The sequence below is a fragment of the Paenibacillus sp. FSL H8-0079 genome, assembly GCF_037991315.1.
GTDB lineage: Bacteria > Bacillota > Bacilli > Paenibacillales > Paenibacillaceae > Paenibacillus.
In genome coordinates, this window is sequence record NZ_CP150300.1 from 5,758,017 (window position 1) to 5,774,053 (window position 16,037).

Annotated in this window: 10 protein-coding genes and 1 riboswitch; of the genes, 1 reads left to right on the top strand and 9 read right to left on the bottom strand. The window is 46.0% G+C overall.

Going from position 1 to position 16,037, the window contains the following annotated elements; translation table 11 throughout:
* Positions 1-64 precede the first annotated feature (64 nt).
* A riboswitch (SAM riboswitch) is annotated at positions 65-166 on the bottom strand.
* 72 nt (positions 167-238) lie between these two features.
* The 7 genes from MHI06_RS25775 to MHI06_RS25805 form a co-directional block, all read right to left on the bottom strand.
* Positions 239-1,441, bottom strand: coding sequence for a Ger(x)C family spore germination protein (locus tag MHI06_RS25775; RefSeq protein WP_340399544.1), 1,203 nt, complete (start codon positions 1,439-1,441; stop codon positions 239-241).
* Entirely contained in the window at positions 1,438-2,538 is a 1,101-nt protein-coding gene (locus MHI06_RS25780; protein ID WP_340399545.1) for a spore germination protein, read from the bottom strand. The genes MHI06_RS25775 and MHI06_RS25780 overlap by 4 nt, the downstream gene beginning before the upstream one ends.
* Positions 2,539-2,577: 39 nt before the next feature.
* On the bottom strand, positions 2,578-4,290 hold the full coding sequence (locus tag MHI06_RS25785) for a spore germination protein (protein ID WP_340399546.1): 1,713 nt from the start codon (positions 4,288-4,290) through the stop codon (positions 2,578-2,580).
* Between the two features lie 149 nt (positions 4,291-4,439).
* Positions 4,440-5,360 carry a methyl-accepting chemotaxis protein gene (locus MHI06_RS25790; protein ID WP_340399547.1) on the bottom strand — a complete coding sequence of 307 codons (921 nt, stop codon included), beginning with the start codon at positions 5,358-5,360 and terminating at the stop codon, positions 4,440-4,442.
* Positions 5,361-5,523: 163 nt separating this feature from the next.
* On the bottom strand, positions 5,524-8,004 hold the full coding sequence (locus MHI06_RS25795) for an EAL domain-containing protein (protein WP_340399548.1): 2,481 nt from the start codon (positions 8,002-8,004) through the stop codon (positions 5,524-5,526).
* A 145-nt stretch (positions 8,005-8,149) separates the two neighbouring features.
* Entirely contained in the window at positions 8,150-9,274 is a 1,125-nt protein-coding gene (locus tag MHI06_RS25800) for a response regulator (RefSeq protein WP_340399549.1), read from the bottom strand.
* Positions 9,252-12,356 carry an ATP-binding protein gene (locus MHI06_RS25805; RefSeq protein WP_340399550.1) on the bottom strand — a complete coding sequence of 1,035 codons (3,105 nt, stop codon included), beginning with the start codon at positions 12,354-12,356 and terminating at the stop codon, positions 9,252-9,254. Before MHI06_RS25805 ends, MHI06_RS25800 begins: the two co-directional genes overlap by 23 nt.
* Positions 12,357-12,701: 345 nt before the next feature.
* Between MHI06_RS25805 and MHI06_RS25810 the strand changes: the two genes are divergently transcribed.
* Complete coding sequence (locus MHI06_RS25810; RefSeq protein ID WP_340399551.1) at positions 12,702-14,645, top strand: NAD(P)/FAD-dependent oxidoreductase; 1,944 nt, start codon at positions 12,702-12,704, stop codon at positions 14,643-14,645.
* Between the two features lie 62 nt (positions 14,646-14,707).
* On the opposite strand, the gene MHI06_RS25815 is transcribed toward MHI06_RS25810, so the two are convergent.
* Complete coding sequence (locus MHI06_RS25815; protein ID WP_340399552.1) at positions 14,708-15,301, bottom strand: TetR/AcrR family transcriptional regulator; 594 nt, start codon at positions 15,299-15,301, stop codon at positions 14,708-14,710.
* A gap of 153 nt (positions 15,302-15,454) precedes the next feature.
* Positions 15,455-15,898 carry a VOC family protein gene (locus tag MHI06_RS25820; RefSeq protein WP_340399553.1) on the bottom strand — a complete coding sequence of 148 codons (444 nt, stop codon included), beginning with the start codon at positions 15,896-15,898 and terminating at the stop codon, positions 15,455-15,457.
* Positions 15,899-16,037 lie beyond the last annotated feature (139 nt).

Here is a 16,037-nt window from a genome sequence, read left to right on the forward strand (position 1 = left end):
GAAAAAACAAAAAAGACCCACTCTTCCTAAAGAGTGCGCCGTTACTGACAAATAAAAACAAACGCTCCTATCTATCAGGCTTTCACCCGCTGGAATTAGCACAGTATCCTTCAGATCTGTTGCTGAGGTTTCTAAGGGCCAGTCCCTCCACCTCTCTGGATAAGAAAATGATTTTTTACTAATATAGCGATCTATCATGAATGTGTCAACATTTAAATAATAAATGTCCCATTCTACGCTATTCGGTGGAAGAGCCCGGATTGGTAATCGTGATCTTTACATCATACGTAATCGGTACAGTGCTAAAGATTTGGTCCCAATCATCTTTGATTTTCTTCCATGTTTTTGGTTCTTTGATACGCAAGCTATCTCGAAAATCCGCCACATCAGCTTTATAGGTATGCTGAATTTTGTATAACACCTGTCGAATCTGTTGTTCGGCCAGATCAGAAAATTCCTTTTCCAACTCTCTGAGGTAAGCACCTTTTTCCTCTTCCTCGGGAGCACGCCAGTCCTCCATCAGCCAGCCTTGGGATTCAATCTTCACATCGAATGAAATATCATTGCCAACCACTTTGGGAATGATTTTCACTTTTTTCTTCTTTATTTCATATACAACGGTGAATCCCTGTTTGTTGTGTGTCTTCAAGACCCCTCCTTGTTCTTTGGGCTTGAGCCACGATAAACCTTCCAGATCCGTTTGACTAAGTTCTCCGAGGAATTTGGTCGTTTTCCCATCGAATATGCTGCCTCCGGAGAACTTGTCCTCTCCATCCGAATTCAATACATTCTGGAGCAGGAAGCTGGAACCGGACTGCATTTGGGCGTCTAGCTTGGATAACAACACTGGTTCCAGGACTTTGTTGGATAGATACGAATTGTTCGTGATCCCTGTTAGATAGAAAGCTGGAATTCGAGAAGGGTCCTGCGAAGATAGCACATCTACCGCACGATGATGACTTATCAGTACGAGACAGTTGGGACGTATATCATTATCTCGAAGGACAAAATCAAGCAGTTGGTCCAAACCATATTTTTTGGCAATATCCTTGGAGATGACGATCACCTTCAGATGATGTCCGATGAGAGGCCGATCCCGCCTTAACGCAAACTGACGGAAGATTTGCAGCAAAGAATCTCCAGAAAGTTGTTCATTGGAATAGGATGTTTTGCCGGAAGAAGGCGAACCGGATTGCTGGCTCGATTGACTGTTGGAGAAACCTGGAGCGATCTGCACCGTAGCGGTCACATAGTTCTTCTTTGGATATGTACCTCCCTGAGCAGCGATGTCTTTCTCAAATTGTGTCTCTTTGCCGACATCGATTCCAAGACCAACATAGAGACTTAAATCCTCTACCTCCCGGCTGCTCCAGCATCCAGATAGCGTCAACAGAATGCACAAGGCAGATACTACACGTAAGAGCATACGGAATGGAATCATGCATGCTTGCCTCCTTTTTTACGAACCAGACTTAACAACAACAGTATCAGAGGTAAGATGGCAAATAACAACACGGATGCATTGCCCAGCATATCCCCCAGTGCAAAGGTATCATCCACCGTTTTAGGCATCATTGCTGTCACATAAATGACCGGAAGCAGACCATACATAATACCTTTGATTTTTTTGGTGCGAAACAAGTCACGAATGCCCACCGAAGCGCAGTAATGTGTAATCGCTGTTGTCGAAAAAATTTGCATAATCCAGATAACAAGCAACAAAGACTCAAATCGCTCAAATATCAGACCTTGAATCTCGAAGCTTCTTACCAAATCCAGCGTTGGCCAGGTACGAGTTTTGATCCCATCGAGCGATAAACTGCCTATAACCATCACAACCGTGATCAAATAAATAATGGTGGATACGAGTATCCCCCAGCTCATCGCCTTATTGCTCTTCTTCGGATTTTTCATATAGGCAGTCATGATTAACATCACCTCATATCCCGTATATGACAGTAGTGAAGGCTTCAGTCCTTTGAAAACAGGCATAATCCCATCTCCGAGCACAGGTCTCAGATTACCAATCTCGAATAGCTGGTTACTAAGTAGAATTTCAATGACAAATATGATGATCGTAATCGGCAGAATGATCTCAAACACACGAACAATGACACCAAGTCCACCTGAGATCATATATATACCGATCCACATGAAGACCATCACAATCGGCCAAGTGGGGGTGCGTTCGAGTAGATACATTCCTGTCACATCAGCCATGACTCTTATTTCGAAAGCGGCAATGACCATGAAATACATAATCATGGCACCGCCCAGTATGTAAGCGATCCAGCTCCCCGTAATTTCACGGGTGAACTGGAACACGGTTTTCCCCGGAAATCTGCGACACAGGGTAACCATAATGATTCCGATACCAGTAATAATCAGTCCAGACAGGATGATGGAAATCCAGACATCTGGTGTTCCGACAGCCTTGCTGGTCGTTCGAGGTAACGTCAATATCCCGGCACCGAGCATGTAATTGACAATAATTACAACGGCCTGCGTCGTGGTTAGCTTTCCTTGGGAGTCACTCACTTTAGTTCACCTCCAGTCCTTCTGTAGATAGCAATTCAATTATTTTTTTCGATCCTTATCTATCGGATTTGTCATCTTGGGACGCAACCTCATCATATTTAACGGAGCACGGATAACGAAATCCTTCCATTCATTCATGTGATAAGGAACTGCTGGGGCAACATATGGCACGCCAAAGCTCGAAAGTCGTGCCAGATGTGTACACACAAGCAGGAAGAACATAACTACGCCATACAGTCCGAGTATAGCTGCACTAAACATGGCGGCAAATCGCAGAATCCGCAACGTTAACCCTGCACTATAGACAGGAATCGTAAAGGAGGAGATGGCTGTAACCGCAACGACAATAACCAAAAATTGGCTTATGATACCCGCCTGTACCGCTGCTTGGCCGATAATCAAACCTCCGACGATCCCCATCGCGGGCGCAATCGGTTTAGGCAACCGGATTCCGGCCTCCCTCAGAATCTCAATCGAAAGTTCCATGATCAGTACTTCAATGATCGAAGGAAACGGTACTCCCGTGCGCGTTTCAATAATCGTCAATACCAGCTTGGTCGGGATAAGTCCCGGATGAAACGAGATAAACGAGATATACAGTGCAGGAGCAAGCAATGCCAACATGGCGGCCATAAAACGCAACATTCGCAAAAAGGTTCCAGGAATCCAGCGTTCATAGTAATCTTCGGGAGATTGTAGCAACATGCTGAAGGTCACGGGTACAACCAGCACAAATGGCGTTCCATCCAATAAAATAGCCACCCGACCTTCCAGCAAAGCGCCAATGACCCGGTCAGGTCTTTCCGTATTCAGTACCTGCTGAAAAGGACTCAGGGTACTGTCTTCAATGAGTTGTTCCACATATCCAGATTCCAGCATCGAATCCATGTCCATCTCTTCAATTCGTTTGCAGACTTCAGCCACGAGATTGGGATCGGCAATATCCTGAATATAGGCTATCGCCAAATCTTTTTTGATCCGCGAACCTACTTCATACTTTCGAATAAAAAGACTCTGATCCGTACCATAACGACGCAGAATGCCTGTGTTATCGCTTAATTGCTCTGTAAAACCAATACGTGGTCCACGAAGCAATCCCTCTGACAAGGGTTCATTCATACCTCGTGTTTTGATCTTATGTGCTCCAATTAATAAAGCACCTGGCAAACCATCAACTAACAGTGCATTTTTACCAAAAAGCACGCCAACTGCGAGCTCTTGGAGAGACTTGGTTTCCTCAACCAAACTGACTGGAAGCAATTGATTTTGCAGGTATGCCGACAGTAAATGTGCGTTGTCCGGATGAAGGAAACCCTCCTGCTTAAGCAGAGGAATGCCTTCTAACATCAATGGTGTAATTAAATGATCATCAACTAAGTCCTGATCTACCAGGCCTTCGGTATATATGACCGCAGCCCGTGTATTCGTACCCCTAATGGTAAATTCCCGAATATGCACATCTGAATTGAGTCCAAAGCTTTCTTTTACACTAGTCAGATTTGTATTGTACTTTTCAGTTAATTTAATATTGGCATAGTTACCTGTTTCGGTTCCCTGACCCTGCCCTGCGGCTGCTGGCGAGATATCCTTCGAGGATATGGACGGTTGCTTCGAACGAGAGAAGCTTCCACGCTTAATGGCAGCATTGATCCAGCGCATGGTCAAGGTAATGCCAATCGGAATGATAAAGACCAAGAATGCCTGAATCCATATGGGACTTTCCGGCACGTAGGACACAATTGTTGACCACATGTTCCCACCCCAACATTTCTCTGCATGACGAAGCTGCAGGTATTCCAAAGTATTGTGTCCCCGTTTGATCACAATAATTCCCGTTTTTTTATGTACAGAACGACAAAAAAACGGTTCCTGTATAAGGAACCGCTATCTGCAATATATTATTATACGATTCTGGTCACATGCTCTGCTTTGGCATCCAGCAAGTGAGCTGAGGCAGCAATGGCCGTAAAATCATTCAAAGCGATCTCAATCCGCTTCTGGCTCTGCTCGACATATTGCTCTACCTTTTTTGTACCGCCTGTGATATTCCCAATCTCCTTCGTTATTCCAGTCACACTATCTCTAATCTCATTAATCGAACTTTCCACCATTGCGGACAGTTTCTTTACTTCCTTGGCCACGATATCGAATCCTCGTCCGAATTCTCCTGCATGTGCAGCCTCAATGGCAGCATTTAACGCAAGCAGCTGCGTCTGTGATGAAATCTCGCGTATCGTTCGAACCACTCCCTGAATCGACCCAGCCTGTTCCTGCAAATGAGTCAACGTTGCACGGTTAGAAGCTGACACCTCTGAGATATAGGAGATGCTGGACATTAATTCCTGGCTGCGTTCAATCCCTACATCTGCCTGCCCATTTAGCTCATGGGACATGCTTTTCAATTCATTCACCACGGCTGAGATATTGTTCTGACGATTGGTAATGTTAGTGGCGATTTTGGAGACACCCAGTATTTTTTGATTCTTCTCATCAAAGACCGGCATATAGGTCGCCTCAAGCCATACTGAATTTCCCTTTGCATCCTTGCGTTCGACCTTGTCCTGGAAGCTAACACCATTAAATATGCTATTCCAAAAAGCGTCATAGTTCGGGGTGTTCACAAAATGGTCGAAGCATAACTGCTGATGCTTCATGCCATACATCTCATCTACGGAATATCCCATCGTCTGGGCAAAGACTTCATTCACATACGTTACCCGTCGATCCAGATCGAATCGAATGATAGCCAGACTTTTCTCCATCGCCTTGATAACCAGTGCATCGGTGACAACATCTTTCTTTTCCATATCTAATATAGGCACTTGATAACCCCCACAGTTCATTCCATAATAAACAGCCTTTTACCAGCAAAACAACGAGCATAACAACATATGTATCCATCAGGTTCTAAATGACTCTACTATTGATACCCGATTTGCAGAACTTTGGATCACCTGTTGCCGTTTATTTTATATGTGTCATTTTTCAGAACGTCAATACGTTACCTGACCGCTGGGGCAAAAAGAAAATCTGCTCCACCTCATCCGCTGGCAATGGCTTGCTGTAGTAGTACCCCTGTACCTCATTGCAATCCTGCTCGGTCAGAATATCCAGTTGTCCCTTCGTTTCAATGCCTTCTGCAATGACATCCATATTCAATTGTTTCGCCATTGTAATCATAGTCGAAACAATGGCTCTATCGCTATGATTAACCGCAATGTCCTGGATAAAAGAGCGGTCAATTTTCACTTTGTGAATCGGAAACATTTTTAGATAACTAAATGAACTGTACCCTGTTCCAAAATCGTCCAAGCTGATCCGGATTCCAAGCTCGGTTAATTGATTCAGAATTTCAATGGAAGCGATCGCATCCATCATCATGCTTTCCGTGATTTCCAATTCCAGATACTGCGGGCTCAAACCCGTTTCAAATAGAATCTGACGAACCTGTTCCACCAGATTGGATTGATGGAATTGCTGAGAGGACAGATTCACGGATACCGGAATCAAAGGTCCCCCTGCATCATGCCAATTCCGCATCTGAACACAAGCTTCCCGGAGCACCCGATTACCCAGCTCAATAATCATACCCGTCTCTTCTGCAACCGAGATGAACGTGCCGGGATACAATAATCCACGGGTCGGATGATTCCACCGTACCAAGGCTTCGACACCAATCATGCTGACTTCACTTGTCTGAATCTGAGGTTGGTAATGTAACACGAATTCCCCTCGATCCAATGCTTTTCTAAGGTCATTCTCCAAAATCATTCGTTCCCGCAACTCATGATGCAATGCGGCAGAGAAGAACTGATATCCGTTCTTGCCATTCTTTTTCACTTCATACATGGCCGTATCTGCATGCTGCAGCAGTTCTACAGCATCTTGCCCATGGTCCGGAAATACGGCGATACCAATGCTGCCCGTAACATAAAACTCGCTCTCTTTTAGATAACAAGGCTTCGCAATCGCCTGAATGATGCGTTCCGCCAAGCGGGTGATATCTCCAAGATTAGTGTACTGATGAACAAGAATTGCAAACTCATCTCCACCCATTCGGGCAACCGTTACATCCTCACCATTCAGTTCATCCTTAATCCGTCGGCTCATCTCCTGCAGAAACAGATCTCCATAGATGTGTCCAAGTGAGTCATTAATAACTTTGAATCGGTCAAGATCAAGAACCATGACGGCAAACTGCTTTTGCTCATAACGATGCGACTCCATCGTTTCCGATAACCTCTGATTAAACATTCTGCGATTGGGCAGTCCAGTCAATTCATCGTGAAAAGCCAGGTGATAGTTTCTCACCTTTACGCGTTTTTCGTCCGTGATGTCCTTCATGATGATATAGTTTCCCACCACCTGTTTATCTACAATGACGGGTGCGAGCACCACACCAAGTTCAACCCGTTCCTGATTGGTGCTATAGATGACAGTCTCGTACTTCATCTCTTCACCATCCGTAGCACGTCCGAACATATGCCTGATGCGTTCCCGATCCTCCTCCACAATCATGGTTAACAGGGCACTTACGGATTGATCTTTTAATTGTTTCTCCTTAATGCCACCAATTCGGGCTGCTGCCGGATTAATTCCAACAATTCGCATGTGAAGATCAATGGAAATAATACCATCCTGATTATGCTCATAGAGCGATCTATACCATTTTTCGTTCTCTTTCTTCTCCGACTCCTGTTTGGAAAACAGTCTTGATATGTACAGACTAACAAGCGACAATCCCAGCGTAAATAACGTACCCATGGAAATAAAATAGGCCAGACGCTTCTGGTCCAAAAGCATGTTTAATGAAGATATGACCGTGTTCGGGGGCATGTCCGATTCAATATGCACTGCCATCATACCTGTATAATGCATGCCCGCAATGGCCCCTCCCATAATGAGGGCACTTCCAACCTTTTTCCAGACATCATGACGTGTACCCGATTTAAGAAAATATAACGATAACCACAGGGCTGTAATTGAAGCAGCACACGCAATCACGACCGATAACACGACATACATGGCATCGTATCGGATCTCCACCTGCATCGCATACATCCCGATATAATGCATCAACACGATACCGAGCGCAAACAGGCAGGCACCGCCCAATAACTGTAACAGTGATAGTCTCTGCCGGGAGACCACCAGTAACGCCACCAAAGATGCCACAATGGCTACAGCCACGGAGATCAGCACAATGATAAGATCATAAGAAACGGGGAATGGCAGTGACATCGCCATCATGCCGACAAAATGCATGGACCAGATGCCCATCCCCATGACAATTGCGCCAAAACATAGCCATAACCAACGACTTCTACCGCTGGCTTTGTTAATTCTGCTCGTGAGGTCCAGAACGTTATACGAAGCCGCAACAGCAATCAAATATGAAATCAGGACAAGTACGTTATCATGTGAACCCATGCCATGTTGAATACTGTGTTCCAGTGTATGTTCCATTATCGATGCCTCTCTCTACATGTTACTTATTTCATTATAGAACATCGATTTGAAACATTTCTGAAACCTGAACCATAAGTCCCAGTCAAAATAACTTTCGAAAGCAGTGGACCATAAAAAAACCCACTTGCCAGGGCAAGTAGGCTTAGGTTGAACGATTGGATTTCCAGCTTTCGAACCATTCCTGAACAGCTGGATGAGGCAGCATGTCCATTTCCTGACTCAACATACGGCATAACAGGCTATACTGTACCTCGACCGAACGTCGATCACCGAGTCGATGATACAGGTTCATCAGAACCACATATATATTTTCCTCATCAGGCAACATGCGCTGTATTTTGAGATAATGTGCAACAGCATCTTCATCCTGACGGGCAGCGATATAATAATCAGCGATTTGCTTCTCATGGCGAAGCCAGAGATTGCGCAGTCGGCGTCGCTCCATTTCGGCCCACAAATACGTTGTTTCCCCCAGATATGGACCTTTGTAGAGAGACGAAATCTGTAAATGAAGATCCATCGTTAACGCTGTAACGGCAGGCGCTTCTGCTACCCTTTTCTCCCACGTGTCCATATCCAGGGATGCCCCGTTCAATTGCAGCATATATCCTTCATCGAGGTTGAAAATCTGGATATTAACCTGCTCCGACTGTAGTTGTTTGCGAATCTGATAGATGGCTGTGTAGAGCTGGGTTACTCCGCGTTTCCATTCAATCTCAGGCCACAACTGTTCAAGCAGCACCTGCTTGCGAACAGGTTTATCTCGATATTGCAGCAGGAACGAGAAGAGTTCCTGGGCTTTGAATGTCTTCCATCTTATGGTGATGGGCGGGCTCCCCGCCTTTTCAAACTGCAGTGGACCAAGGCAATGAAGCATAACCTGCGAATCCGGGAATCGTTCGGTAGGATCAGACGTTAGCAACAATCGATGAATCGTCTTCTCCAGCCGCTCTGTCTGCAATGGTTTCAGCAGATAATCCAGTGAATTGAGTTCAAACGCCTTGACTGCATATTCATCATATACCGTGACAAACACAATTTTGGTCGCTGGAAGTTGTTGCAGAATACGCTCAGCCAGTTCAATCCCGCTCATTTCAGGCATCTCAATATCCAGAAAAACGACATTCGGTCGAACCTGTACGATATGCTCGAGAGCCTGTCTGGGACTGCGGTATTTCCCGATAATGTCCAGATCGCTAATGCGCTCCAGTTCCTCCGCAAGATGATTCAACGCGAGCGGTTCATCATCCACCAGTATCGCTTTCATGAAATCCCACCTTTTCTATTGGAAGCCGGACTTGAATCTCGGTTCCCTGTTCGAGGGAACTATGTATGAGCAGTCCCCATCCGAATAGCTGTTTGAGTCGACGCTCAATATTTCGGATGCCGATTCCACCTTCGACCGTTGGCCCCTCCATAATCCGTTCCAGTGTTTCCGTCGGCATGCCTACCCCGTCATCCTTCACCGTAATCAGGATGAATTGTTCATCCCGCGTAACCCGAATCAGAATGCGTCCCCCCTCAGCACGTCGCATAATACCATGACGTACGGCATTCTCCACCAAGGGTTGAATGGTCAGCGGAGGGACTCGGAAGTTTGTTGAGGTCAACACTTCAATCTTAAAGTCCAGCCAATCGTCAAATCTTACCTTTTCAATATGTAGATAGGACTGCACCAATTTTAACTCCCGATTGAAAGGCGTCAGTGGATTCGTGTTGTCAAAACGGAAGCTTTCCCGCAGGTAATTCCCCAATTCATTGAGCAGTTCATTCATCTGTGCAGGTTTGCTTTTGCTTAGTGCTGCAATGGAATTCAGAGTATTGAACAGAAAATGCGGCTTGATCTGCGCCTGTAGAAAGGCCAGCTCCATGCGAATGCGTTCAGCAACGGAACGTTTCATCTGTAGCAAGGTACGTACACGGACACGAAGTTCGGAACCTTCCACCGGTTTGCGCAGAAAATCATTAGCCCCGGCTAATCCGGCTTCCAGCGCGCGATCCCCTTGCCATGCAGAGATCAGTAACAGAATGGGTAGTTCAAACATGGTGAACTGTTCACGGATTTTGCCACATATAACGGTACCTGATATGCCAGACAGCGTGCGGTTTACGATAATCAGATCCATTTCATCCAATGGATGCATGCCCTGCATGATTTCTTCCGGATTTCTCACCACAGTCACACGATAATCATCCAGATTCAGAATAGGCAGTAGCAGATTCAAATTCAGCGCATCATCATCAATAATCATAATATGGTACACACTGGATATAAATCGATTACTTCGGTTCAATGACATATTCAGAATACGGTTATCAACCAACTGAACTGCCGCCTTCTGCTCAACCATAGACGACAATAGAGCTTGTGTTTCATCTCTGGACGAATCTGCACTTAACGGTAGCGTAAGTATAATATCCATTACTCCAGATTCACTGTCGGGTACATATACCTTCCCATGATGCAATTCTGTTAGAGCTTTGACCAGATATAACCCTGGAGCATCCGGATTGTGATGCATATGTGCATGATCCTGATCCAGCCTGGATTCGAACAACGCACGGGTAAGCACGATCTGCTCCAATGAAATGGCGCCCCCCTGCATATGGACACGAACTTCAACCATCCCGTTCACTACTGAAGCTTCAACCTGGATGGTACCTGTAACGGTAACCTTCAAGCTATGCTGGAGCACACCTGCCAGAATCTGATGCAAGCGTTGCTCATCGGCAGCTACTCGTGGCAATGTCTTGTCCACATGGCTTGTAATTACTATGGAATGGTCATATACCATATATCGGACACGTTCCACCACTTCATCCACTAATGCATAGAAATCAACGGACCGGATCGTCAAATATATTTGCTGCTCACGAATTTGCGAGAAGTCGAGTATATCATCCACCATGCTGCGCATCATCCACCCCATCGATGTAAGCAATTGCAGATCCTGTCTCTGGTCAGCTGTAAGGTGATGGTCTGATTGAAGCCGTGCATCAGCGATACTAATCAGAGCCTGAAGTGGAGTCTTCATTTGATCCGAGATATTCGCCATGAATTCATTCTTGAACCGCTCGACACGCTTCATCTCAAGGGATAGTCGCTTCAAGCGTCTATAAGTCAGTACAAATTGCTGCACAAACATCAGGATAAACAAACCCGAGAAGAGAAAGACCTGAATAAAGTACCAGTCACCCATGTGGGTGAGACCGAGCTGCAATAAGACGTTGGACCAGCTATGTGCGGCAAACATAAAAAAGGCTAAAAACCGATGTCCAGCAACTGGATCGCCACCTCGGAAACTCCGAAGCAGGATCACTAAAGAGTAACTATACACGGCCACATTTTGGATCACTAGTACCACGACCAGATGTGACACCATGTCAATCGGCAATATCAATAGCAAAATAATGAATGCCGCATTGAAAATGTACACCGCGTATCTCACCCAACGTCTAATCACCGTTTCCAATTGACAGGCGACAAACATAAACATCCAGAACGTAAGGCCTACGATGGACAGAAAATATACAATGAAGCCCGTAGCATATGTAAGGTCAGGCCAAAGCCAGAATAATAATCTGGTTCCCTGATACGAGCTGGTGACCATCATGCTAATGAAAAAAAGAGACATATAGATCCAGCCGCTTCGCGGTGACTGATAATGCATGAATCCAAAAATCATACTCAGAAAACCAAATACAACCAGAATGCCAAATTCAAAAGCCACATTCCTCTGCTGCGATTGGTATATAGCATCCATACTGCCTATCTGAATGGGTTCAATCATTCCCCCGCTATTCGCAAAATCATAGTTGGCTACCTGCACATCAATATTCACTTCGGAACCGCTTATCTCCGTATGTGAGATATAGGGCTCTACTTGGGGACTGTATTGTCCGGCGCTTGTCGAGACAACTCCGTTCGAACCAATCTGTACCCCGTTAACAAACAACGTGTGGGCTGTACGAATTAAGGGAACACGCAAGGCGATTTGCTGTGCAGATTCTCCTTCGGCATCCAGCAATATTTTCAAACGATACGTCCCATACCCGAACGCCCCCTTGTGAAGATAAGGTTCAATGGCCGACCGCCAATTGCCAGGAACGGTAGCGATATATTCATGAACGCTCGTCTTCTCTGTTCCATCCAGTAACTGCCCCGGATAAAACAGCCACTCTCCATTTAGGGCGATATCGCCCTCTTTCAAACCTCCGACCTGACGCAGATCCAGTACCCCTTCATGCGCCTTCGGAGCATGCTCATCCTCCAGAAAAGAGAGCACATTCAGTGCGATAAACAAGGCAACGACACCTATAATAAATGTAATAAAACGTGTGCGACTCAATAGCTTATCCCCATCCGTTAAACGTAACTGTGATTAATCATGTAGTGACAGAACATCCTTCCGATCGCGTCTACTTGTACGTATCGTAACACAAAGCATAGAAGCATACACTTTTGTATTACATCGCCAAGAGCAACTCCCTCTGTTATTCTAGATGATTCGTAACCTATACTCTGCTCCATAAATTTAGATAACATGAATTGATTGTGATTTTTTTCACTTATAATTCATCGCTGAACGTTTACGATGGGTTTATCACTTATATTACTCGCGAGTAACCTATTTTATTATCCAATATTTCTGTCTATTTCATTCATCCAACATTAACAACAGGGGGTCACACACATGAATCATCCCTATGAAAAGCTATTCACCCCATTCCGCATCGGAACGATGGAAGTGAAGAATCGAATTGTCATGTCTCCTATGGGAACCAATTCAGCGAGTCCTGATGGGCGCCTCTCTCTGGAAGAGATCGACTATTATGAGGAACGCGCCAAAGGCGGCGCGGGTATGATCATCCTTGGGGCCCAATTTTTGACGGAAGATCTAGCCCAGGGCGTATTGGAAGGCATTGTGGAGAAGGATTATGTCATTCCATTGCTCACGGATCTGGTCGATGCAGTACAACATTACGGCACCAAAATTATCGCTCAGCTCAGCTGCGGCACTGGACGTAATGCGCTACCCGATCGTTCGGGGAAAGCTCCGGTATCGGCTTCAGCCATCCCTGCCATCTATAATCCGGAAATTCTGTGCCATCCACTTACGGTGGAAGAAATACAGACAATTATGGAGCAATTCGCCGATTCGGCAGCCAGATTGAAAAGGGCGGGCTTTGATGGGATCGAAATTCATGCCCACGCCGGTTATTTGATCGATCAGTTTATGTCACCGATCTGGAACAAACGTGAAGATGAATATGGCGGCACGACAGAGAAACGCATGCGATTCGCCGTTGAGATCGTACAGGCGATCCGCCAAGCTGTGGGTCCAGACATGCCCATTTTGTTCCGGATGGCACTGGATCATCGCTTTGAAGGCGGACGTACGGTAGAGGACAGTCTGGAGATGTTGCAGATTCTCGAACGTGCTGGCGTAGATGCCGTTGATATAGATGCAGGTTCCTACGAAAGAATTGATTACATTTTCCCGCCAGCTTACTTGGGTGATGCTTGTATGGATTATATGTGTGAACCTGCTCGTCAGGTTGTGAACATTCCCATCTTGAACTCGGGGAGCCATACACCGGAGAGTGCTGTCCGCTTAATCGAATCCGGGAATGCTGACTTCGTCATGTTTGGTCGCGCATTGATTGCCGATGCCGAGCTTCCAAACAAACTGCGGGATAATGTGCGGGAGGATATTCGTCCTTGTATTCGTTGTAACGAGGAATGCATCGGTCGGATTATCGAACGGAATACCAAAATCAGCTGTGCAGTTAACATTCAGGCAGCGAACGAGAAACGTTTTGCGATTCACAAGGCGGAGACTGCCAAGAAGGTCGTTGTTGTAGGCGGTGGACCATCCGGTCTGGAAGCAGCACGTGTAGCAGCACTCAAAGGCCATGAGGTTACACTGTATGAAAAAGAAGCCACTGTCGGTGGACAGGTCACCAGTGCAGCAACCCCGGAATTCAAAGGTCAGTTGCGCGCCCTGATTGGCTGGTATGAGCGGCAATTAACCCAGCTACACGTGAAGGTGAAGTTAAATCATGAGATCAAGCCGGATGATCCGGCACTTGAAGCAGCTGATCATATTTTCATCGGTGCAGGAGCAGTACCTCTTGTGCCTCCAATCCCTGGAATCGATAACGATAATGTCGTGGGAGCCATTGATGCCCATTTACAAAAAGAACTTGTGCGCGGCGAACATATTGTCATTACTGGTGGGGGTTTAACAGGTTGCGATCTGGGACTTGAGCTGGCTATGGAAGGCAAAAAAGTCACCATCATCGAGATGCGCCCGGAAGCGGGGCAAGATGTGATGTACATTAACCGTGCAGCACTGATGCCTATGCTCGATCGCTACGGAGTGACCATTCTCGGTGGACACAAGGTCCTCTCCTTTGAGGCTAATGGGTTACATGCAGAGAAAGCTGATGGTTCCAAAGTGTTCATTGAAGCAGATACGATCATTAACGCCTTTGGGATGAGAAAGAATACAACGATCGCTGAGCTGATCCGAGCCAAGTTCGGAACCAAGACCAGCCTCATGGGCGATTGTGTGAAGATTGGCAAAGTAGGTACTGCTGTTCGTTCTGGTTTTTACGCTGCGAGTGCCATATAGCTTCATATATAATAAGAGCCAGACTCCGATAATCCGGGTCTGGCTCTTCCTATTGAACTCATTTAGCTTCGCTGCTGCATGTCCAATATGCCGTAGAAAAAGAGATCCTGCGTCTGCCGTGCCAACTGCGAAGGCGTTTCGCGACCAGGCAACAGCTTAATCAGGGTTAAGCGTTCAATGATAGCAAGTAAACATTCCGCGAAGAAAATCGCATCGAGATCCTGCCGATAATATCCGGCTTGCTGTTCTTCAATCAGATTTTGTTCCATGAGCCCGGCAATCTCAGCCTTGATGCCCACGGACTCCGGGGACAGATACAATCCAATTCGGGTCAATGCGGGATTCCGTCCTAGGAATCGGTAGATCTGCTCCAACGAGGCCACGACCGCTTCCTTGAGGTCATTTCTATTCTTTCCCGGCCCGATATGACTATCTCGCACTGCCTGACTGAGGCCATTACGAAAATCTGCCACCAGCTCTGCAAAAGCAGCTTCTTTGCTCTCAAAGTACAGATAGAATGCAGGTTGTGTTAACCCAGCCCGAGCAACAATTGAACTTATTTTTGTCTGATAGAACCCACTCAATGCAAACTCCTCTGCTGCTGCTTCCAAGAGACGAAGCCTGCTCTCTTTGCCAATAGCGCCTTGTTTCCTCACTTCAACCCCCAGCCCCTCTCTGCTCAGACACCCTGCTCTGTTGTCCAAACCTCTACTGTAGATTATACCTAATCTATGGGGCTACTGAAGTGAAGCTTTGGTGATGAATCTTTATCTGAGGCATGAATGAATGAGTGTGGTTCCTCACTTCAATCAAAAATCATGCACCGTCACACACAGTTGAATCGCAATACCAAACGGGTCCCGCACAATGCCGTATCCTGGGCTGAATTCATTTTGCTCGTAAGGTACCAGTACCTTCACACCCTCATGTTGCATCAGAGAATGATACAGTTGATCGATTGTACTTTTATCCTTGGATTGGATACATAATGATGTGCTGTTTCCCAGCTGCCATGCTCTCTCCGTGTCCATTGCTTCTTCCGCAATCATGACCTTGTTGACCCCAATCTCCAGCACCGAATGTGTAATATATTCATCTTGACCGGCAGGGTACTCGAAGCCCGGGTTCATCTCCTTCATCTCTTTATAACTTTTCTTGAATATCACCTTGGCGCCCAGAAACTCCTGATAAAAAGCAATGGCTGCCGCCGCATCCCCGTTCATCGATAAAAATGGTATCACTTCAAAATTCATTATATTGCCTCCTTGTTCCTATTGGATTACACTTATCACTACTAGAGTAAAGGGCTGGATTCAAACCAGCCCCTCCTCATCAAACCGTACGTGAGGTTTTCCCTCATACGGCTTTCCGATGTTCGTCATTCATGGGCAT

Excerpts from the sequence above, each read along its gene's own strand:
- MHI06_RS25795 (WP_340399548.1), bottom strand. The coding sequence starts at position 8,004 with ATGGAACATACACTGGAACACAGTATTCAACATGGCATGGGTTCACAT.
- MHI06_RS25785 (WP_340399546.1), bottom strand. The coding sequence starts at position 4,290 with ATGTGGTCAACAATTGTGTCCTACGTGCCGGAAAGTCCCATATGGATT.
- MHI06_RS25800 (WP_340399549.1), bottom strand. The coding sequence starts at position 9,274 with ATGAAAGCGATACTGGTGGATGATGAACCGCTCGCGTTGAATCATCTT.
- MHI06_RS25820 (WP_340399553.1), bottom strand. The coding sequence starts at position 15,898 with ATGAATTTTGAAGTGATACCATTTTTATCGATGAACGGGGATGCGGCG.
- MHI06_RS25810 (WP_340399551.1), top strand. The coding sequence starts at position 12,702 with ATGAATCATCCCTATGAAAAGCTATTCACCCCATTCCGCATCGGAACG.
- MHI06_RS25775 (WP_340399544.1), bottom strand. The coding sequence starts at position 1,441 with ATGATTCCATTCCGTATGCTCTTACGTGTAGTATCTGCCTTGTGCATT.